The 20,062-nt window shown below is 65.0% G+C and carries 17 protein-coding genes; 9 read left to right on the top strand and 8 right to left on the bottom strand.

The features are described from left to right. The first annotated feature begins 180 nt into the window (after positions 1-180). The 5 genes from J2R78_RS12420 to J2R78_RS12400 all read left to right on the top strand — a co-directional run bounded on the left by J2R78_RS12420 (position 181) and on the right by J2R78_RS12400 (position 5,555). Positions 181-678, top strand: coding sequence for a CAP domain-containing protein (locus J2R78_RS12420; protein ID WP_028334729.1), 498 nt, complete (start codon positions 181-183; stop codon positions 676-678). A 106-nt stretch (positions 679-784) separates the two neighbouring features. After that, positions 785-1,954, top strand: coding sequence for a DUF3734 domain-containing protein (locus J2R78_RS12415; RefSeq protein ID WP_253604655.1), 1,170 nt, complete (start codon positions 785-787; stop codon positions 1,952-1,954). A gap of 12 nt (positions 1,955-1,966) precedes the next feature. After that, positions 1,967-2,755: a 3-hydroxybutyrate dehydrogenase gene (locus tag J2R78_RS12410; RefSeq protein ID WP_137476689.1), complete on the top strand. Its 789-nt coding sequence runs from the start codon at positions 1,967-1,969 to the stop codon at positions 2,753-2,755. Positions 2,756-2,957: 202 nt separating this feature from the next. Next, positions 2,958-4,349 (top strand): FAD-binding oxidoreductase, encoded by a 1,392-nt coding sequence (locus J2R78_RS12405; RefSeq protein ID WP_253604654.1) that lies wholly within the window; start codon positions 2,958-2,960, stop codon positions 4,347-4,349. Between the two features lie 24 nt (positions 4,350-4,373). After that, complete coding sequence (locus J2R78_RS12400) at positions 4,374-5,555, top strand: CynX/NimT family MFS transporter (RefSeq protein ID WP_253604653.1); 1,182 nt, start codon at positions 4,374-4,376, stop codon at positions 5,553-5,555. Between the two features lie 82 nt (positions 5,556-5,637). Here the strand turns inward: J2R78_RS12400 and J2R78_RS12395 are convergent, their stop codons facing one another. Beyond that, entirely contained in the window at positions 5,638-7,020 is a 1,383-nt protein-coding gene (locus tag J2R78_RS12395) for an oligosaccharide flippase family protein (RefSeq protein WP_375167116.1), read from the bottom strand. Between the two features lie 189 nt (positions 7,021-7,209). After that, positions 7,210-8,049, bottom strand: a complete 840-nt coding sequence (locus J2R78_RS12390) for a protein-disulfide reductase DsbD domain-containing protein (RefSeq protein ID WP_253604651.1) — start codon at positions 8,047-8,049, stop codon at positions 7,210-7,212. 136 nt (positions 8,050-8,185) lie between these two features. Here J2R78_RS12390 and J2R78_RS12385 point away from each other — a divergent pair, with 136 nt between their 5' ends. Continuing rightward, entirely contained in the window at positions 8,186-8,845 is a 660-nt protein-coding gene (locus tag J2R78_RS12385; RefSeq protein ID WP_076824945.1) for a YqgE/AlgH family protein, read from the top strand. A 406-nt stretch (positions 8,846-9,251) separates the two neighbouring features. On the opposite strand, the gene J2R78_RS12380 is transcribed toward J2R78_RS12385, so the two are convergent. Both J2R78_RS12380 and J2R78_RS12375 read right to left on the bottom strand, forming a co-directional pair. Further along, positions 9,252-10,139, bottom strand: a complete 888-nt coding sequence (locus J2R78_RS12380; RefSeq protein WP_253604650.1) for a TauD/TfdA family dioxygenase — start codon at positions 10,137-10,139, stop codon at positions 9,252-9,254. A gap of 101 nt (positions 10,140-10,240) precedes the next feature. Beyond that, positions 10,241-11,020: an SDR family NAD(P)-dependent oxidoreductase gene (locus J2R78_RS12375; protein WP_253604649.1), complete on the bottom strand. Its 780-nt coding sequence runs from the start codon at positions 11,018-11,020 to the stop codon at positions 10,241-10,243. 180 nt (positions 11,021-11,200) lie between these two features. Between J2R78_RS12375 and J2R78_RS12370 the strand changes: the two genes are divergently transcribed. After that, positions 11,201-11,935 (top strand): SDR family NAD(P)-dependent oxidoreductase, encoded by a 735-nt coding sequence (locus J2R78_RS12370; RefSeq protein WP_253604648.1) that lies wholly within the window; start codon positions 11,201-11,203, stop codon positions 11,933-11,935. A 59-nt stretch (positions 11,936-11,994) separates the two neighbouring features. Continuing rightward, positions 11,995-12,372 (top strand): CsbD family protein, encoded by a 378-nt coding sequence (locus J2R78_RS12365; RefSeq protein WP_050387227.1) that lies wholly within the window; start codon positions 11,995-11,997, stop codon positions 12,370-12,372. A 202-nt stretch (positions 12,373-12,574) separates the two neighbouring features. Here the strand turns inward: J2R78_RS12365 and J2R78_RS12360 are convergent, their stop codons facing one another. Both J2R78_RS12360 and J2R78_RS12355 read right to left on the bottom strand, forming a co-directional pair. Continuing rightward, on the bottom strand, positions 12,575-14,278 hold the full coding sequence (locus J2R78_RS12360; RefSeq protein ID WP_253604646.1) for an SGNH family hydrolase: 1,704 nt from the start codon (positions 14,276-14,278) through the stop codon (positions 12,575-12,577). 647 nt (positions 14,279-14,925) lie between these two features. Then, on the bottom strand, positions 14,926-16,305 hold the full coding sequence (locus tag J2R78_RS12355) for a lytic murein transglycosylase (protein ID WP_253604645.1): 1,380 nt from the start codon (positions 16,303-16,305) through the stop codon (positions 14,926-14,928). Between the two features lie 223 nt (positions 16,306-16,528). Between J2R78_RS12355 and galU the strand changes: the two genes are divergently transcribed. Continuing rightward, on the top strand, positions 16,529-17,404 hold the full coding sequence (gene galU, locus J2R78_RS12350; RefSeq protein ID WP_028334743.1) for a UTP--glucose-1-phosphate uridylyltransferase GalU: 876 nt from the start codon (positions 16,529-16,531) through the stop codon (positions 17,402-17,404). Between the two features lie 365 nt (positions 17,405-17,769). Here galU and J2R78_RS12345 read toward each other — a convergent pair whose 3' ends face one another. Next, a complete protein-coding gene (locus J2R78_RS12345) occupies positions 17,770-18,855 on the bottom strand; it encodes an IS4 family transposase (protein WP_253604643.1) in 1,086 nt (361 codons plus the stop codon). 157 nt (positions 18,856-19,012) lie between these two features. Continuing rightward, complete coding sequence (locus J2R78_RS12340; RefSeq protein ID WP_028342619.1) at positions 19,013-19,969, bottom strand: hydrogen peroxide-inducible genes activator; 957 nt, start codon at positions 19,967-19,969, stop codon at positions 19,013-19,015. Positions 19,970-20,062 lie beyond the last annotated feature (93 nt).

Below are 20,062 nucleotides of genomic sequence, written 5' to 3'. Positions count from 1 at the left end.
TGACCACATCCACCGTCATTCCGGGGCGGTCCGTAGGACCGAGCCCGGAATCTCGAGATTCCGGGCTCGCTTCGCGCCCCGGAATGACGGCATTTCGCAGCCAAAAGTTAGCCCCTGTTCACCATTCAGCCACGGTTGGTATGCAACAACGGCGGGCCAATCTTTGGGGGTTTTCTTACAGTGAAACGGACGACGGTCGCCCTGTTCGGGCTTCTGCTGCTTGCCGGCTGCGGCACGGACACCAAAATCCCGGAAGAACCGACCATGTATCTCAACATGGCCCAACCCGGCGCTGTCCTGGATAGCCAGGCGGCCGCGATCATGTTTTCGCAGTACCGCCAGAACAATGGTCTTGGCACCGTGGTGGTCGATCCGGACCTGACCAAGCTCGCCGAGCAGCAGTCGCAGGCGATGGCCGCGCGCAACAAGATGGACCATGACGTGAAGGCCCCGCTCGGCAAGCGGCTGCAGGCCGGAGGCTATCCCGCCACCGTCGCGGTCGAGAACATCTCGGCCGGCTATCACACGCTCGCGGAAGCCTTTTCGGGCTGGCGCGATTCACCGCCGCACAAGGCCAATATGCTGAAGAGCGGTGTCACAAAAATGGGCATCGCCGCCGTCTATGCTCCCAACACCAAGTACAAGGTGTTCTGGACGCTCATTTTGGCGGCAACCTGATCTCGATAAATTCCGCGTGATCTAACCCCATAATCTCGCTGATTGACGCCGCGGCGAACTGTCGCCACGGTTGCGGCTCAAGTCGTTTTTGAGCGAACGGTTACGAATGGATACTTCCGACACCGCGCCTGCCTCGACGCCGGCGCAAGCGCAGCGCGTGCTGGTTCTTCAAGGCGGCGGCGCGCTCGGGTCCTATCAGGCCGGCGCCTTTCAGGCCCTCTGTCACGCAGGCTTCGAGCCGGAATGGATCGCCGGCATCTCGATCGGCGCCATCAACGCCGCGATCATCGCCGGCAACGAGCCGGCCGAGCGCGTGCCGCGGCTGAAGGAATTCTGGGAGATGGTGTCGGCGCCGGTGCCGTGGAATCCGGTCTCCAACCATGAGCGCGCCCGCTCGCTGTTCAACGAGACCAGTGCCGCCATCATCGCGACCTTCGGCGTGCCCGGCTTCTTCACGCCGCGGATTCCGCCGGCGCCGCTGTGGCCGCCCGGCAGCTCGCAATCGCTGAGCTATTACGACACCGGGCCCCTGAAGAAGACGCTGGAGCGCCTGGTTGATTTCGATCGCATCAACGATCTGAAGACGCGCCTGTCGGTCGGCGCGGTCAGCGTCACCTCGGGCAATTTCCGCTATTTCGACAACTACGAGTTCAGGAAGCTCGGCAAGAAGATAGGCCCCGAGCACATCATGGCCTCGGGCGCGCTGCCGCCGGGCTTTCCGTCCGTCGTCATCGAGGGCGAGCACTACTGGGACGGCGGCATCGCCTCCAACACCCCGCTCGACTTCGTGCTCGACGAGGAGATCAACCGCGATCTGCTGATTTTCCAGGTCGACCTGTTCAGCGCGCGCGGGCCGTTGCCGGAGACGTTGCTGGAGGCCGCCGAGCGCGAGAAGGACATCCGCTATTCCAGCCGGACGCGGATGAACACCGACAAGAACCGGCAGATCCACAACGCCCGCATGGCGGTACGCGACCTGATCGGCAAGCTGCCCGATTACCTGAAGAACGATCCGTCGGTCGAGCTGCTGCGCAAGGCGTCCAAGGAGAACACCGTCACGGTGGTTCACCTGATCTACAAGAGCAAGAACTACGAGAGCTCCTCGAAGGACTACGACTTCTCCCATGTTGCGATGGTCGAGCACTGGGGCGCGGGCGTCCGCGACGTGCATTTGTCGATGCGTCACAAAGAATGGCTAGAACGGCCGCAGTCCGGGGAGACCATGGTGACTTACGACCTCACGGGGGATGAACCCACACCCCCCGCAAGCAAATAGGAGCGACCGACAATGGGTACGTTGACAGGCAAGACCGCCGTTGTGACCGGCTCGACCAGCGGCATCGGATTGGCGATCGCGCGCGCCTTCGCCGGCGCCGGCGCCAATATCGTTCTCAACGGCATGGGCGTTCCGGCCGATATCGAGAAGGAGCGTTCCGGCATCGAGACCGACTTCAAGGTCAAGGCCGTGCATTCGCCGGCCGACATGACCAAGCCGGCCGAGATCGCCGACATGATTGCGCTCGGCGAGAAGACCTTCGGTTCGGTCGATATCCTGGTCAACAACGCCGGCATCCAGTTCGTTGCGCCGATCGAGGAATTCCCGCCGGAGAAGTGGGAAGCGATCATCGCGATCAATCTGTCGTCCGCGTTCTACGGCATCCGCGCCGCGGTGCCCGGCATGAAGAAGCGCGGCTGGGGCCGCATCATCAACACCGCCTCGGCGCACTCGCTGGTCGCTTCGCCGTTCAAGTCGGCCTATGTCTCGGCCAAGCACGGCATTGCCGGCCTCACCAAGACGGTGGCGCTGGAGCTCGCGCAGCACAAGATCACCTGCAACTGCATCAGCCCGGGCTATGTCTGGACCCCGCTGGTCGAGCACCAGATCCCGGAGACCATGAAGGCGCGCAACATGACCAAGGAGCAGGTCATCAAGGACGTGCTGCTCGCCGCCCAGCCGACCAAGGAATTCGTGACCTCCGATCAGGTCGCGGCGCTTGCGCTGTTCCTGTGCAGCGACGATGCCGCGCAGATCACCGGCTCCAACTACTCGATCGACGGCGGCTGGACCGCGGAGTAATTTTCCGGCGGGATTTGGCGGCCTAAGAAACAAGCCGGCCCTGATTGGATCAGGGCCGGCTTTTGTTTTGAGGCTGCAAGCGTCGCCATCGCCTGCAGCCATCGCTTTTGGCGAAATTTTGCAACTTTTTCCGATCGGATTCAGGACGATTTGGCGCGCCGTGGGATGATGGCATGGGCATTCCTGGCGAGGAGCAAATCGGATGGAGCAGCGGCAGGCATATGACGAGGTGATGGGTAAATCGCATTCCGAACTTCGGTCGACCTTCCAGCTACGGTTCAAGGGCCAAGTGGTCCTCGCCGGGAGCGCCGGTTACGACGAGGCGCGCAAGGTCTGGAACGGCGCCGTCGACAGGCGGCCGGCCATGATCGCCTACTGCGCGGATACCCGGGACGTGGTCGAGGCTGTGACGTTCGCGAGGTCCCGCACGTTCCCGGTGGCCGTTCGCAGCGGAGGCCACAATGTCGCCGGCCTCTCGGTCTGTGACGGTGGCATGGTCATCGACCTGTCGCGGATGAAACGCATCGATGTCGATCCGGTCAGGCGCACCGCGCGCGCGGAGGCCGGCCTCGATCTCGGCGAATTCGATCGTGCCACGCAGGCGCACGGCCTGGCGACCACCATGGGGATCAACAGCGACACCGGCATCGCCGGGCTCACGCTTGGCGGCGGCTTCGGCAAGCTCGGGCGAAAATACGGGTTGACCTGCGACAACCTGATTGCCGCCGAAGTGGTGACAGCCGAGGGACGGGTTTTAAGGGCCAGCGCGACCGAACACCCCGACCTGCTCTGGGGCTTGAGAGGCGGCGGCGGCAATTTCGGCATCGTGACTGCGTTCGAATACCAGTTGCATGCGATCGGCACGTCGTTGCCCGTCGCGTCAACGCTTTATCCTTACGATCAGGCGCGCGAGGCCATGCAGTTCTACGACGAATTCGCCCGCAACGCTGCCGATGAGATCAACGTCGATGCGGCCCTTGTGACGCTGCCGTCGGGCGACCGGTTCTTCAATATCTCCGGTTGTTATGTCGGCTCGCATCATGACGGTGAGCGCGCCCTTTCGCCGATCGTCAAGTTCGGCTCGCCCGTCGAGACGCGCCTGGCAACCGTTCCCTATCTCGAGATTCAGTCAGGCGGCGATGCCCTGTTTCCGCGGGGACGTCGCTATTACTGGAAGGCGCAATTCCTGCGCGAGATCGGTGGCGGCGCGATCGACGCGCTGCTCGACGCCTATGCGAGAGCCCCCAACACCGCGTCCTTGCTGGTTCTCCAGCATGTCGGCGGCGCAATTGCACGGGTTCCGGTATCGAGCTCGCCTTACGCAAACCGTGATGCGGCGTTCGACTGTTTTCCCGTGGCGATCTGGGACGATCCAGCCGGTGACGAGGCGAACATGCGTTGGGCGCGCGAGCTGTGGAGTGCCGTCAGGCCCTATTCGACCGGCGGTGTCTATGCCAACAACTTGGGGGACGAGGGCGAAGACCGGGTGCGCGACGCCTATGGCGAAAATTACGCACGTCTTGTCGCGCTCAAGAACAAATACGATCCGACGAATTTCTTCCGCCTGAACCAGAACATCAAGCCGACGACATAGTTCTGGGCATCGGAGAAAATCCAAATGCGAAGCCGCTGGACCATTCTTGCTGCTCTGTTCGTCGCTCGTGCCACCATCGCCTTTCAGTTTCAGAGCGTCGCGGCCATCGCGCCACAGCTCAGCCAGGGTCTGGGCGCGAGCCTGGCCGATATCGGCGTTCTGATCGGGCTCTACTTTGCGCCGGGCGCCTTGCTTGCCTTGCCTGGCGGCGCGATCGGCCGCCGCTATGGCGACAAGGTGGTGGTCCTTGCCGGTCTCCTGATGATGCTGGCAGGCGAACTGCTGATGACCACGTCGACGTCGTGGAGCGTGCAGATCGCAGGCCGGCTGACTGCCGGCATCGGCGGCGTCCTCCTGAACGTTCTGATGACCAAGATGGTCGCGGACTGGTTTGCCGGCCGGGAAATCGCCACCGCGATGGCAATTTTCATCAACTCTTGGCCGGCCGGCATCGCAGTCGCTCTCATGCTGTTGCCGGCAATCGGAGCCACGCTCGGGCTCCATGCCGTCAATCTTGCCGTCGCCGGGGTGATCCTGATCGGTCTTGGCCTCATCGCTCTGGTTTATCGCGCGCCGGATGCGGCCGTCGCGGTTGAAGGCGAGCGCAGCAGCCTGACCGCCGACACGATCTGCGCCGTGATTGCCGCCGGGCTGATCTGGTGTCTCTACAATATCGGCTTTGCGATGATCTTCAGTTTCGGTCCATCGATGCTTGTCGAGCAAGGCTGGTCCGGCGCCGCGGCCGGATCAGCCATCAGTATCGTGCTCTGGCTCGCCGCCCTTTCGGTGCCGTTAGGCGGCTTCCTCGCCGATCGGACCAAGCGCGGCGAGGTCATCCTGGTCACGGGCTGCATCGCCTTCGCGCTCCTGACACTGCTGCTGTCGCGCAGCGGCACGGTGCTTCCCGTCGTCATTGCTCTTGGAATCCTCTGCGGCCTGCCTGCCGGTCCGATCATGAGCCTGCCTGCGCGCGTGCTCGAGCAGAAGACGCGGCCGATCGGAATGGGAATATTCTACACCGTCTTTTACGCCGGCATGCTGGCTGGACCTGCGATCGGAGGAAAGCTCTCCACCGCGGTCGGCTCCGCGAGCGCGGCGCTCGACTTCGGCGCCGCCATGCTCCTGGCTTGCCCGGCCGTTCTGTGGTTCTTCCGCCGTATGGTTGCCGGCCACTCTTGGAAGCAGGTGGACATCAGGCGGGCCTGACCGGCGCAAGGCTGAATGCGGTCAGGCAGGTTTTCCAGTCCGGCGGCGCTCATGCATCGCATGATGCCGCGCCGGCGGAATGCTACGGCGCCGTCCGCCGCTTGCCGAACGCCAGCACGTGCAGCCCGAGGCGCGAGCGCACGACATAGAACAAGAGGATCGTCTCGAAGGTCAGCGACAGCGAGGTCGAGGCGGCGGCGCCCATCCCGCCGTAGCGGGGGACGAGGGCGATGCAGAGCCCGACATTCATCAGGAACGACACCGCATAGGCGGTCGCGCAGATGCTCTGGTGGCCGAGCATGTTCAACAGCCGCTCCACCGGCCCGATCGCCGAGCGCACCACGAGGCCGATCGCGGCGACGAACATGATGCTGTAGCCGTCGACGAATTTCGGGCCGAACAGCCACAGCAGCGGCTTGCCAAACGCCAGCAGGGCGACGGTCGCGAGCAGCGAGGGCCAGAACGTCCAGCTGATGGCGTGTGCGACATAGGCCGACAGCCGGTCCTTGTCGCCGAGCGCGTTGTATTCGGCGAAGCGGTGCGCCGTGGTCGCCGCCATCGCGTAGTGCACGAACGACACCAGCGCCAGCGTCTTCACCACGGCGAAATAGATGCCGACCTCCTCGGACGAGCGGAATTGCTGCAGCATCAGCACGTCGGTGTAGCCGAGCAGCAGATAGAAGCTCTCGACCAGCATGATCGGCAGCGAGATCGCGAACCAGCCCTTGATGTCGTAGGTCTTCTCGCCCACCCCGAGATGGGCAGTGAGGCGGCGGTTGAGCACGACCATCTGGCCGATCGCCGCGATGTACACCGCGGCCGCGCTCGCGATCATCGCCGCGGTGGCGCCGAGATTGAGGCCGAGCGCCAACGCGCCGGCGGTCAGCGCAATGATCAGCCCCTGCCGCATGATGAACTGCGGCATCAGGCCGAGCTGCATCCAGTCATGCGCGCGGGAGATGCCGTCCTGGGTGTTGGCGACGACGAAGGGCGGCAACGTCAGGCAGCCGATATAGAGCGGCACCACGGCGTTGGGATCGATCCAGGGCGAGGCGAGGTGGATCACGCCGGCGAGCAGCAGCGCGACCATGCTGGACGTCGCCAGCACCACCCAGCGGCCGCCGGAGAGGAAGCCGCGCAGCGCCGCAAGGTCGCCGCGCGCGCGGTATTCCGGAATGATCTTCTGCGCGGAGGGCGCGATGCCGAAATCCATGGTGCTGCCGAGCAGCAGCACCCAAGTCCAGACATAGACGTAGATGCCGTAATCCGAGCCGCTCATCCAGCGCGCCAGCAGGATCTGCGCGAGATAGGCGATGCCGGCGCTGATGACGCGGATGGCGAAGATCATGCCGGCGAGGCGCTTGGTGACCGACGCCTCGTTGGTGCCGCCGAGCGCGCGCGCTGCGAGGCCGCGCAGGCGTGCGGCCCGGCCCAATGGCGCAGAGGTTGCCGATTGTGTCTCCATCACAGCCAAGGCGGAAAATTCCTAAAGCGCCGCGTGGCGGCAATGGCCTCCGATCTATCAACGAAACGTTAAGATTGGGTTCGGTGACGCACCTCTTCGGGGGCGTCCCGGGGCAGTGCAAAGCACTGAACCCGGGAGCTCGAGATTCCGGGTTCGATGCGCTGCTTCACCCCGGAATGACCCTACGGCTCAATTCAAATTGATATTGAATTCGTAGCTTTTGTCGCCGCCGACCAGCGTCAGCTTCAGCGCGGCGCCGTCGGCCTTGGCGCCAGGCGGCAGGCCGTCGAGCTCGAAGGTGAAGCGCTTCACGCCCGGCGGCGCGTGTTCGACGAGCTTGGGCACCGGCAGCGCCCAGTCGGGCGTCGGCCCCTCGACGAACAGGCTGAGGTCGCGGCTCTCGGGCGCGCTGACATCGACCAGCACGCTGTTCTTGCCGTCGCGCTTGACGTCGCGGATCGAAAACGGGATCGGGTCGCCGATATTGGCAGGCTTCGGCACCGCGTTGAGCGCTTCGGACAGCGCGGCGTCCTCGGTCGATGCGACGCTTGCGAACGCCAGCTCGGCCTTCGCCTCCACCGGCACGCACAGCTTCTCGCACACCGCGTAGTTGATGTCGGCGCGCAGCACCAGCGGCTTGTCGGGATTCTTCGCCACGATGCGCAGCGGCAGCACCACCTGGTGCTTGTAGCCGAGCGAGGTGCCGCCGGCGCCGTCGTCGAATTGCCGCGGCGCCGGCCACATCACGGTGACCGCCTCGACGTTATCCGACCTGGAGAAATCGAACCGCGGCGGCACGCCGGAATCGCCGGGCGTCCGCCAATAGGTCTTCCAGCCGTCCTGCAACTGGAACGCAATGCCGCCAAGCAGCACCGCGCCGCTGCGCGATCCGGCGAGCAGCCGCACCGCCGAATGCGTGTCCTGTTGCCACGGCGAGGCGTCGTCGGCGCGGACCTCCGTTGCCATACATGCGACGGAAAACAGGGCGGCAACGCCAAATGCGGCACGCAAGGGAACTATGACGATCATGAGACGTCTTTACCTGCAACTTTCGGTGCAAACCATTGAATTGCTTGTGATGCATCGCCGCACGGCGGTCGATGGTTGATTGACAGAACCGCCACCCGATATCAGGATGCCAAATCAGCAGGAAAGGCCTTTGCGGATGCGCCCTGAAGGCAAAACAGGCAAGACTCGCAAAACCGCCGCCGGCAGAAGCCCGGCCGTCGGTGCCCATGCCGCCGAAGGCGGCTATCTCGACGGCCAGATGCTGATCGCGATGCCTGTCATGAACGACCCGCGCTTCGAACGCTCCGTGATCTACATGTGTGCGCATTCCTCCGAGGGCGCGATGGGCATCATCGTCAACCGTCCCGCCGGCAGCATCGATTTCCCCGGGCTGCTGGTGCAGCTCGACATCATCGAGAAGTCGGACCAGATCCAGCTGCCCGAGAATGCCGAGATGATGAAGGTGATGAAGGGCGGGCCGGTCGACACCGGCCGCGGCTTCGTGCTGCATTCCAGCGACTTCTACATTCAGGATGCGACGCTGAACATCGACGACGGCATCTCGCTCACCGCGACCGTCGATATCCTGAAAGCGATCGCAAAGGGCGCCGGGCCGAAGCACGCGATCCTCGCGCTCGGCTATGCCGGCTGGGCGCCGGGCCAACTCGAGAACGAGATCCAGCACAATGGCTGGCTGCATTGCGACGCCGATCCGGAATTGATCTTCGGTACCGACGTCGACGAGAAATACGCGCGCGCCTTGCGCAAGATCGGCATCGAGGCCGGCATGCTGTCGAACGACGCGGGCCACGCGTAGGCCGCGCTGACGTCGTCGACGATTTGTCCACATTCACGGTGTCGTCCCTGCGAAAGCAGAGACCCATAACCACCGTATGCAATTGCGGCACCGCGCTCGGGCCACAGCGTCGCGCAACAACGGCGCTCCGTGGTTATGGGTGGTCGCGCTTACGCTTGCCCGGGACGACAGCGCTGCTTTGGGTTACTCCGCCGCCTGCTGCGCCTGCTCCAGGAGGTGTCGTCCCGGCGAAAGCCGGGACCCATAACCACCGTATGCAATTGCGGCACCGCGCTGGGGCCACAGCGTCGCGCAACAACGGCGCCCTGTGGTTATGGGTCCCGGGTCGCGCTTACGCTTGCCCGGGACGACAGCTGCGGGTTTGACTACGACAGCGGTGGTTTGGCTACGACAGCGTTCGCGACCGCTACTCCGCCGCTTCCTGCGCGACCGTCGGCTGGGTGCCCGCGACCGTGGCGCGGCGCATGTCGCGGGGCTGCGACTGGTCGTAGCGGCGGACGCGGTGCACGGTCTGGCGGTTGTCCCACATCACGAGGTCATGCACCGTCCATTTGTGCACATAGACGAATTCGGGCTGCGTCGCGTGCTCGGTCAGATCGCGCAGCAGCAGCCGCGCCTCCGGCATGCTCATGCCCCTGATGGCGCCGGCGTGCGAGGACAGATACAGCGACTTGCGGCCGTGCACCGGATGCGTGCGCACCAGGCGCTGCAGCACCGGCTTGAACATCTGCTTCTCCTCGTCGGTGTAGTCGAGGAAGCCGAGCGAGCCGCGCGAATACATCAGCGAGTGCTCGCAGACCATGTCCTCGATCTCGGCCTTGGTCTCGTCGTCGAGCGCGTCATAGGCGGCGCGCATGTCGGCGAATTCGGTGTTGCCGCCCTTCGGGTTCACCACGCGCGCCGACAGCAGCGAGAATTTCGCCGGGATCGGCCGGAACGAGCTGTCGGAATGCCACAGGCAGTTGCCGAGGTTGAACAGATGGGTGCGGTGGTCCTTCGGCAGCGGCTTGCCGTCCTTGCCGAGATTGCTGACGTCGTTCAGCCCGGAGGCGAGGCGGTAGTCCTGCTTCTTCGTCACCGTGCCGCCGCGCGCATCTTCGCGCTCGCCGAAATTCAGCGCGAACGCCATCTGCTGCTCGTCGGAGATGTCCTGGCCGTGGAACACGAGCACGGCGTATTTGTCCATGCCGGCCTCGATGTCGATCGCTTCCTGCTTCGTCAGCGGCTTGCGCAGATCGACGCCGGAAACCTCGCCGACGAAATGCTTGTGAAGCTGCCGGATCAGGACCGTCATTAGTGTATCTCCCCGTCTGTCGCGGGCGGTTTTCCCGCTTCATTTGACGGGAAGGCTACTCGCCGCGCGCGCGCTGTCAACGCTCGCGGGCCGTGCGCGGGTCAGGCATTCCGCGCCATCAACCCGCCGTCGACCGGAATCACGGCGCCGGTCAGAAACGATGCGGCGGGCAGGCACAGGCTCAGCGTCATGTGCGCAACCTCTTCCGGATCGCCGTACCGGGCGAGCGCGGTGCGGCGCTTGGCGTAGAGCGTCTTGTGCTCCTCGGAGATGCGGTCGGTGATGGCGGTGCGGATCGGGCCCGGGCAGATGCAGTTCACGGTGATGCCTTCGCGTCCCAGCTCCACCGCGAGCGAGCGGGTCAGGCTGGTGACGCCGCCCTTGGCCGCGGAGTAGGGGCTGTGCAGCGCGGTCGCGCCGAGCGCCTCGGTCGAGGCGATGTTGACGATGCGCGGCGAGCGCGACTTGCGCAGGTATGGCAGTGCCGCGCGGATAATGCGCGGATGCGCCGTCAGCATCACCGCGATGCCCTTGGCCCAGGCGTCCTCGTAAGCGGGATCATCGATCGGCACCCGCACCGAGATGCCGGCATTGTTGACGATGATGTCGAGCCCGCCGAAATGCGCGGCGACGTCGTTGACGACTTTGGTGATGGCGTCGCGATCGCCGACGTCGAGCGTCCAGGCCTTCGCCGAGCCGCCACTTGCCGAAATCTCCTTCGCCACCGCCTGCGTGCCTTCTTCGGTGAGGTCGGTGACCGCGACATTGGCGCCTTCATCGGCAAATACCCGCGCGGTGGCGCGGCCCATGCCGCTGGCGGCGCCGGTGACGAGAACGGTGAGGCCCTTCACCGAACGGCTGAGCTGCTTGTATTCGGACATGACGGACCCCCGTTGATTTTCTGCGTTGTGAGAGACGGCAACGCTGGCACCGATCGCAAGATACGTCAAACCACTGATCTCATATCGGCATGCGCGCAGCGCGTTAACGCAAGTTTCCCGGTTGGCTTTCCGAAAAGGATCATGCTCAATCAAGACAACAGCACGAGAGAGGAACGCGCGATGAACGAGCTCGATTTCGGCGGCAAGCAGATATTGGTGGTCGGCGGCTCCAGCGGCATCGGCAACGGCATCGCGCAGGCGTTCCGCGCCAGGGGCGCGCGCGTCGCGATCTGCGGCACCCGTGCGCAGGCGAGCGACTATTCCACCGAAGAGGGCTCGCATCTCGAGGGCCTCGCCTACGCGCAGCTCGATGTCAGCAACCCGCAGGCGATCGAGGCCTTCAAGCCGTCGTTCGACCAGCTCGACGTGCTGGTGCTGGCGCAGGGCGCGGTGATTTACCGCCGCGGGGAATTCGAGATGGAGGGCTTTCGCAAGGTGCTCGAGGTCAACCTGATGAGCCTGATGGCCTGCGCGACCAAATTCCAGCCGATGCTGAGCGCAGCTAAGGGCTCGCTGATCATCGTGAGCTCGACCGCGGCCTATCATTCCACCATGGGGAATCCGGCCTACAACGCCTCGAAGACCGGCGCCGTCGGGCTGACGCGCACGCTCGGCGAGGCCTGGGCGGAGAACGGCATCCGGGTCAACGGCATTGCGCCCGGCCTCGTCGACACCAAGATGACCAAGGCGACGACGGCAAATCCGAAGCGTCTCGAAGGCGCGCTCGAGCGCATTCCGCTGAAGCGTCTCGGCACGCCCGCCGACATGGCCGGCGCCGCGCTGTTCCTGGCCTCTCCGCTCGCCTCCTACATCGTCGGCCAGACCATCGTCGTCGACGGTGGGCTGATCCTGTAACCGCAGGAACCTGCGCGCCGTTTCCCGGTTAGCTCCCGGACAGATCAGGGAGCGTGACGATGGACAAGGATCGGATTTTCGGAACGGCGAAAGAGTTCGCGGGCAAGGCCGAAGGTGCTGTCGGCGACGCGACCGGCGATGCGCAGACCCAGGCCTCGGGCCGCGCGCGCGAAGCCGCGGGCTCGGTGCAGGATCTCTACGGCCAGGCCAAGGACGCCGCGCGCGACGCCGCCGACACCGCGGTCAACTACGCCAAGGATGCCTATGAGCATCGCGGCGAGACCGTTCGCAGCGGACAGAAGGCGATGGCGCATGCGGTGCAGGAGAACCCGCTGGGATCGCTGCTGATCGCCGGCGGCATCGGCTTTGCACTCGCGCTCCTGATGACGCGCCAGCCGCGCCGCCCGCCGCCGTCGCGCTGGCGCTATTACGGTTGATACCATCTCGCCCACCGTCATTGCGAGGAGCTCGCGACAAAATTGCAAAGCAATTTTGCGCTGAAGCGACGAAGCAATCCAGCCGTCCGCGCGTGCGGATCGATGGATTGCTTCGCGGAGCCTGTCATCGGGCGCGCGTTCGCGCGACCCGTTGGCTCGCAATGACGTGGATGTAGCGTCAATTCTTTCGGAGACGCGCGGCCTACTGCCACGGACTCCCCGGCACCGCGGCCCGCTGTCCGACACCGCGCGGCGGGCGCGGCGGCGGAGCGACCAACGGGCGCTGCTGCGGCGCGCCGAACCCGAACAGATCGCGCAGCCAAGGCTGTGTCTGCGGCTGCTGTTGCGGCTGGGCCTGGGTCTGGGCCGGACGGAACACGCGCCTTGGCGGCTTCGGTGCGGTGATGATCGAGCCGTCGGGCGCGATCGCCGTGGTCGAGGGCGGCGGATTGGCCGGTCCGCCCGCCGGCGCGGCGGGCGTGGTCGCGGCAACCGGCACATCGCCCTTGGCTTGCTCGCGGCCCATCTCGCGGCGCGGCCAGACGAAATCATCGGCGCGGCCGGCGGGTGGCGCCAGTGCCTCACCCTTCACCAGCGTGCGCGCGGCGAGCGCATCGACCGCGGCGGGCCGTGAGCCCGGTCCGCCGAGCAACTGATCGGTGCCGACCGTGGAGGCGACCAGCGGCAGCACCGGGCCCGCCAGCGGCCGCGGCGCGGGCTTGCCGGGCTCGGCGCTGGTATCCGGCGTCGCCGGTTCGCTGGGCAGCGCGATCGGCCCGGAGCGCACCGCGAGCAGGCGCGTCACCTCGCGCTCGACATAATGCGCGAGCTTGCGCGCGCCGGCCTTGGTGAAGAACACGCCGTCATCGGTACGCAGCTTGCGGGGCTGGCCTTCGAAATCCGGACCCTTCTGCATGAAGCGGCCGGCCTCGTCGACAAAGCCGTCCCAGACGTCGACATAGGTGATGCCGGCCTTGCCGGCGCCGTCGCGATAGAGCGCGTCGAGGAACAACATGTCCGACGTGCCCTTCTGGCCGCGGATCGCGGGCAGGCCGACCCACAGCACCGGCACGCCCTTGCTCTTCAGCACGTTGATCAACTCCTCGATCTTCTTGCCGTAGAGCTCGACCCAGCGGTCGTCGCGGAATTCATAGAGGCCGTTGGGCGAGCGCGCGGTCTTTTCCGGCGCGGCCTGCGAGTCATTGTCGGCGTCGTCGGCCGGCGGCTCGGCCTCGACCGGCTTGCCATCAGTTTTGGCGGCGGCATCGGGCTTGTCGCCCGGCTTGGCTTCGGGCTTGCCGCGCGCGTCCTTTTTCTCGTCCTTCTTGTCGACCTTCTTCTCCACGACAGATTCGCGGATCGCGGTGCGGTCGTTGAGGCCGAGCATCACGACAATAGCGTCGGGGTTCTCGGTGGCGAGAATGCCCTTCGCGGCCGCGGCCCAATCCGCCGGATCGCCCTTGGGCTGATAGCGGATCAGGCCGGAGACCGTCTTGTGCTTGCGGATCACGCCCATGTCGGGCTGGTCGGAATAGGCATCTTCCAGGCCATAGCCGAGCCAGTCGGCCATGGCGTCGCCGATGACGAGCACGTTGCGCTCGGCGGCCGCCTCGCGCTTGGCCGGTGCCGGAGCGCGCGAGAAATCCTCGCGCGGCCGCTGCGGCTGCGATGATTGCGGTTGCTGCTGCTGGAACGGCGCGAAGAAATCGCCGCCGAACCAGCCGCCGCCGTGCTGCGGCGGAGCGCGGCGCTGTGGTTGCGGCGGTCCGCCGCCGAAGCCGGGGAAGCCGAAGAACTGCGCCGAGGCGGGCTGGGCGATCCCGATCAACAGCGCAAGCGCCACCGTCAGCGCGACCAGCGGACCGGCTTCGGTGAATATGCGCAAAAAGGACTTTGGCTCTCGCATCGCGTTCGGTCGCAAATGATCTGGAAGTACGTGAGCATACTAGCGGAATCGGGCCGCAAGCGGGCAGCTTTTCCACCATAAATCGGGTGCCGCCGGCCGCCGTCAAGGCAGGCGGCAAATATCGGATTTCACGGTTACTTTCGGGGTGGAGGGCCTGAGTATGGCCGCATCGGAACTGCGCCCCCTCTCCCGCTTGCGGGGGGAGGGCTGGGGTGGGGGTGTTTCCGCAAGTCGAACGTCGAGAGAGGTCTTCAAGTGGAAAGAGCCCCCACCCGGATTGCATCTCCGATGCAATCCGACCTCCCCCGCAAGCGGGAGAGGTGCGGGGAGCTTGCGGCCGCGCATGGCCCAGCCCGGATGGAGCGAAGCGCAATCCGGGACCAGAAGCCTTCTCCTTCCCCCTGAAAGGGGGAAGGTCGGGATGGGGGTCAGCCACACGCGCCGTCGCTGGTGGAGAGACCCGATCCCCACCCGCTTTGCTCTCTCGAGCAAAGCGACCCCCCCTTTTCAAGGGGAGGTGAAGAAGCTTCGCACAGCCGTAGCCCGGATGGAGCAAAGCGTAATCCGGGACCAGACCAGCCGCACGGCGAGAACCCCGGCTTTCGCTGCGCTGCATCCGGGCTACGGGGTACCCTCCGGCTTCAGCCCTACCGCCCGCGCAGCCGCTCCAGCACCTCGGCGGTGGCAAAACCGTCGGCTGGTGCCCCGATCGACACCTGGAAGCCGCGCAGCGCCTCGCGGGTCTGGCCGCCGAACTGGCCGTCGGGCGTGCCCTTGTAGAAGCCGCGCTGGGCGAGCAGCTGCTGCAGTTCCAGCCGCTCGGCGCGCGACAGCACCCGCTCCTGCCGCGGCCAGGGCTGCGCGAAGGGCTGGCCGCCGCGCAGGCGGTCGGCGAAATGGCCGATGGCGAGCGCGTAGGCCTCGGCCGGGTTGTACTTCATGATCACCCGGAAATTCGGCAGCATCAGGAAGCCCGGCCCCTCGGCGCCGGCCGGCGCCAGCAGATAGGCCTTGTCGGACGGCCGCGGGAACGGCTGGCCGTTCGGCCGCTTGAGGCCGAGATGCTCCCATTGCGACAGCGGCATCGCCTTGGCGCGGTCGGCCAGCATGTAATTGAGGCCTTGCGGCAGCACGACCTCGTAGCCCCAGTTCGCGCCGGTCTGCCAGCCGTCCTTCTTCAGATTGTTGGCGGTCGAGGCGATCAGGTCGCTCGGATTGTCGACGACGTCGCGGCGGCCGTCGCCATCGCCATCGACGGCATAGCGCTTGAACGCGGTCGGCATGAACTGGGTCGGTCCGAACGCGCCGGCCCAGGAACCGCGCATCTGCTCGGGCCTGAGGTCGCCGCGGTTGAGGATTTCCAGCGCCGACAGGAACTCGTCCTTGAAATAGGCCTGACGGCGGCCGATGCAGGCGAGCGTCGCGGTCGACTGCACCACGTTGCGATCGCCCATCTGGGTCGAGTAGTTCGACTCGATGCCCCAGATCGCCGCGATGATGTAGCGGTCGACGCCATAAGCTTTCTCGGTGGCATCGAACTGCGGCTTGTATTTCGCAAGGATCTCGCGGCCCTTGGCGAGCCTGGTGTCGCTGACCAGGATGTCGAGATAATCCCAGATCGCCTTGGTGAACTCCGGCTGCGAATCCATCAGATCCATGATGCGCAGATCGGGCGTCAGGCCGGCGGTGAAGCGCTCGAAATTCTCTTGGGTGATGTTGCGCCGTGCGGCATCTGGCCACATCGCTGCGACGCAGTTCGGGAAGTCCGACGCGGCCTGGCGGATCGCCGCTGCGGTCATCAGCGGATGGCCGGAGGCGCCGTCTTCACCGCTCCACGGCGGTGCCGCGCCGTCCTGTCCGGTTGCGGCCTGCGGCGGCGTCGCGTTCGGTCCGGAAAAGATGCTGTCGATCAGGTTGGTCAGGCCGTTGCCCGCCGACTGGGCTTGCGTGCTGCCGGGCAGCAGCAGGGCCAGCGCGATCAGGCTCGCGCCGAAAAGCTTGGTCCTTGATGTTCCCAACGCGCGCATTTGTCGTGTGCCTGTCAAAATCGTGCTGTTCCAGAAGGCCCCGGCACGGTTTCCAATAACTTAACAAGGGCGAGATTTTGTTGCGGCCCGCATTGGCTGACGGGAACGGCGGAATTAAGCCGCACCACACATCCGCCTTTGTTGGCGGCTGCAAAACGGGGTACCAAAGGCATGATTCATTTCGTGCCGCCGTCCCACCCATTTCAAGGCTTCCGATAATCCCATGAAGATCCGCAAAGCCGTATTCCCCGTCGCCGGTCTCGGTACCCGCGTGCTGCCCGCCACCAAGGCGATGCCGAAGGAGATGCTGACGATCGTCGACAAGCCCCTGATCCAGTACGTGGTCGACGAGGCCCGGGAAGCCGGCATCGAGCATTTCGTGTTCGTCACCGGCCGCAACAAGGGTGTCATCGAGGATCACTTCGACCGCATGTTCGAGCTCGACACCACGCTGGCGCAGCGCGGCAAGAAGACCGAGCAGGATATCCTGGCGCAGAACCAGCCGGAGGCCGGCGCGATGAGCTTCACCCGGCAGCAGGCGCCGCTCGGGCTCGGCCACGCGGTGTGGTGCGCGCGCGATATCATCGGCAACGAGCCGTTCGCGGTGGTGCTGCCGGACGAGCTGGTGCTGAACACGCCGGGCTGCCTCAAGCAGATGATCGACGCCGCGAGCAGGCTTGGTGACAAGTCGAACCTGATCGCGGTCGAGGCGGTGCCCGACGAACTCACCCATCAATACGGCATCTGCAGCGTCGGCAAACGCACCGGCAACATCTTCGAGGTCGACCGCATGGTCGAGAAGCCGCCGCAGGGCACCGCGCCGTCCAACCTGTCGATCACCGGCCGCTACATCCTGCAGCCGGAGATCTTCAACATCCTGGCCACCCAGGAGCGCGGCGCCGGCGGCGAAATCCAGCTCACCGATGCGATGATCGGTCTTGCGAAGACGCAGAAGTTCTACGGCGTCGAGTTCGAGGGCGAGCGCCACGATTGCGGCTCCAAGCCCGGCTTCCTCCGCGCCAACATCGCCTTCGGCCTCAAGCGCCCCGAACTGCGCGACGGCCTGATCGCCGAGATGAAGAAGTACCTGGAGAAGTAGGGGCCGCCTCATCTTGTCATTCGCCGCGAGAATGCGGACGTATGATTCGCAGACCGCGCAACATATTCGATGTCGTCATGGCGAAAACCAGGACCCATTACCCTGACCATCAGTTGTTGAGCGAAGCTGGAGCCACGATCCCGTTCACAATCAAACGCGGTGGTTATGGGTCCTGGCTTTCGCCCATAGGCGCTAAGATAGTTTGATCATAGTCTGATAGTGGCGCTTATGTCTGGGTGGCTCGCGTAGATGTCGCCGGAGAGCGTGACTGGCTCTGCAGAGTAGAGCGATTGCGGGCTGTGGAATGATCGCTTGCCGTAGCGAAGCTACGAGCTGGCGCAGCAGACGCCACGTCACTGGGTGGGTCAGGCGGCGTCGGCCAAGCGGGGAGAGTCTTCGAGTTCGTCGACGAGCGGCTCGAGCAATAGAATGATCAGCAGATGAGCGAGGATATGGGGTCTGGCGGACCGCTCGTCGGTTCCGGGAGGTCCCTTCAGGCCAATCAGGCTTTTCAGCCGCTTGAAGCCGAGCTCAATGCGCCATCGCAGCCGATAGAGGGCGAGGATATCTGCAGTCGTGAAGTCCTCTGGCCTGAGTGAGGTCACCAGGATCACCCAATCTGCGGCGTCAAGTGTTTGCCTGGAGAGCTGATGACCTCCCTTTTGTGCAGTCCGGCGCGCCTTGCGTCGCGCAGCCGCAGCAGCTTGCGCCGGCTTCTTCGCGGCAACCAGACGCACTGCGAGCGGCGGCGCACCTGACTTGCGCTTTATCCAAATCGGCCGATCGATCAGGCCACGCGCCGAGGCGTTGCGCAGTTCGGCAGTGAGGTCAACAAGATTACCTTCGGCATCGAGCCAGCGCGCGCTCTTCCAGCCGGCCCGGATCACGAAGTCCGCATCGGCATCGACGAGATGCGCCATGCGCTCCGGTTGCAGATAGGCGCGATCGGCAAGACGGATCTCACCGGCAACCGCCGGTATCCGATCCAGCGTCTCGCCCGCTCGCTGATCGGTCAGTTCGAAGTGACCAAAGCGCTCCTGCGGAAGATCGAACGCGCTATGGATACGCCACACTGCGTTCTTGTTCCTGCCGCTCGTCCCAGCCTTGGGGACCGTCGTGGCGTCAACAATACGGATCAGACGACCGCGGCTCGCCTTCGGCGCCGCGGCGGCAAGCGCCTGCTCGACCAAGATTGCCAGCCAATCTCCGCACTGACGTAAGCGATACAACAGAGCCACGTTGGAGATATCGACAAGCCCAACCGACGTGGCCCATGCCGCCGTCAACCGCAGCCCTTTCTCACCAAGGCAATAAGCCAAGATCAGGCGCAGCAAGTCGACCGCATTGCTGATCTCCCGCGGACGGACAAACGCCTTCGTCTTGCGCGCGCTAATGTTCAGAGCCTCGGCTCCGCCAAGTCGGGCGACAACGCGCGCCCAATCTTTGTTCACAAGCGATTCGTGTGCCATTCCATCTTGGAATCACAAGCGAATCCAAGGCGCAAATCCTATTTTAGCGCCTATGGGCTTTCGCCAGGACGACGGTTGTGGGGGTGGCGAGACGTGTGCGTCAAACGAGAACTACATCTTCGCCGCAGCGTCTCGGCAGTCACGCCACCTTCCTTCGCCCCGCGCGCTTCGCCGGCTCCTTGGCGCCGTCCTGTTTCGGCGCACGCAGGGCGCGGGCGGCGAGGCTGACGACCTCGGAGATCTGCTGGAGCTGCGCGGCGAGCGGAGAGGTCTTGCGCCAGACCATGCCGATGGTGCGCGAGGGCTGCGGATGCTTGAAGCGCGAGACCGTGACCGGCGCCGAGCGGGTCTCCACCGTCACCGCCATCTCGGGGATCAGGGTGACGCCGATACCGGCGCCGACCATCTGCACCAGCGTCGACAGCGAACTCGCGTCCAGCACCTCGCGCGGCGGCGAGGATTGCATGTTGCAGAACGACAGCGCCTGGTCGCGGAAGCAGTGGCCCTCCTCGAGCAGCAACAGCCGCATCTCGCGCAGCATCTCGGCGCTCGGCACCGGCGTCTTGGCATCCTCGCCCGGCCGCACCAGCAGGAAGTTTTCCGAGAACAGCGCGACCTCGGTCAGCGACGGTTCCGATACCGGCAGCGCCACGATCGCGGTGTCGAGCCGGCCTTCGGCGACCTCCTTGATCAACTTCGGCGTCAGCGTCTCGCGGACATGGATGTCGAGCTCGGGATGCAGCCGCGCCAGGTTCTCGATCACCTTCGGCAGCAGATATGGTGCAATCGTCGGGATCATGCCGACCCGCAGCCGCCCGGCGAGCTTGTCGCGCGAGGCGCGCGCGAAGTCGCCGAGTTCGTCGACCGAACGCAGGATGTCGCGCACGCGGCGCAGCAGGTCCTCGCCGAAGGTCGTCAGCGTCACCTGCCGCGCATTGCGTTCGATCAGCACGCCGCCGACAGCCTGTTCCATTTCGCGGATCTGCATCGACAGCGCCGGCTGCGACACCGCGCAGGCATCCGCGGCGCGCCCGAAATGGCGGTGGTGGGCCAGAGCATCAAAATACCTGAGTTGCCGGAGTGTGACATTTATCATCAGATAATCTTATCGACGCGATCACTAAAGTCAATTTCCTCTGATGGATTGGGTTGCGTAGAATCGTTCTTGGAAGAGCTCCAGCGCATTCCA

The organism is Bradyrhizobium sp. USDA 4538, from assembly GCF_024171045.1.
Lineage (GTDB): Bacteria > Pseudomonadota > Alphaproteobacteria > Rhizobiales > Xanthobacteraceae > Bradyrhizobium > Bradyrhizobium australafricanum.
The sequence above is the reverse complement of the archived record's forward strand: the minus strand, read 5'-3'. Positions and strand labels throughout refer to the sequence as shown.

What these genes read in the sequence shown, in the direction of transcription:
- J2R78_RS12415 (WP_253604655.1), top strand. Translation starts at nt 785, where the DNA reads ATGGATACTTCCGACACCGCGCCTGCCTCGACGCCGGCGCAAGCGCAG.
- J2R78_RS12410 (WP_137476689.1), top strand. Translation starts at nt 1,967, where the DNA reads ATGGGTACGTTGACAGGCAAGACCGCCGTTGTGACCGGCTCGACCAGC.
- J2R78_RS12405 (WP_253604654.1), top strand. Translation starts at nt 2,958, where the DNA reads ATGGAGCAGCGGCAGGCATATGACGAGGTGATGGGTAAATCGCATTCC.
- J2R78_RS12400 (WP_253604653.1), top strand. Translation starts at nt 4,374, where the DNA reads ATGCGAAGCCGCTGGACCATTCTTGCTGCTCTGTTCGTCGCTCGTGCC.
- J2R78_RS12395 (WP_375167116.1), bottom strand. Translation starts at nt 7,020, where the DNA reads ATGGAGACACAATCGGCAACCTCTGCGCCATTGGGCCGGGCCGCACGC.
- J2R78_RS12390 (WP_253604651.1), bottom strand. Translation starts at nt 8,049, where the DNA reads ATGATCGTCATAGTTCCCTTGCGTGCCGCATTTGGCGTTGCCGCCCTG.
- J2R78_RS12385 (WP_076824945.1), top strand. Translation starts at nt 8,186, where the DNA reads ATGCGCCCTGAAGGCAAAACAGGCAAGACTCGCAAAACCGCCGCCGGC.
- J2R78_RS12380 (WP_253604650.1), bottom strand. Translation starts at nt 10,139, where the DNA reads ATGACGGTCCTGATCCGGCAGCTTCACAAGCATTTCGTCGGCGAGGTT.
- J2R78_RS12375 (WP_253604649.1), bottom strand. Translation starts at nt 11,020, where the DNA reads ATGTCCGAATACAAGCAGCTCAGCCGTTCGGTGAAGGGCCTCACCGTT.
- J2R78_RS12370 (WP_253604648.1), top strand. Translation starts at nt 11,201, where the DNA reads ATGAACGAGCTCGATTTCGGCGGCAAGCAGATATTGGTGGTCGGCGGC.
- J2R78_RS12365 (WP_050387227.1), top strand. Translation starts at nt 11,995, where the DNA reads ATGGACAAGGATCGGATTTTCGGAACGGCGAAAGAGTTCGCGGGCAAG.
- J2R78_RS12360 (WP_253604646.1), bottom strand. Translation starts at nt 14,278, where the DNA reads ATGCGAGAGCCAAAGTCCTTTTTGCGCATATTCACCGAAGCCGGTCCG.
- J2R78_RS12355 (WP_253604645.1), bottom strand. Translation starts at nt 16,305, where the DNA reads ATGCGCGCGTTGGGAACATCAAGGACCAAGCTTTTCGGCGCGAGCCTG.
- galU (WP_028334743.1), top strand. Translation starts at nt 16,529, where the DNA reads ATGAAGATCCGCAAAGCCGTATTCCCCGTCGCCGGTCTCGGTACCCGC.
- J2R78_RS12340 (WP_028342619.1), bottom strand. Translation starts at nt 19,969, where the DNA reads ATGATAAATGTCACACTCCGGCAACTCAGGTATTTTGATGCTCTGGCC.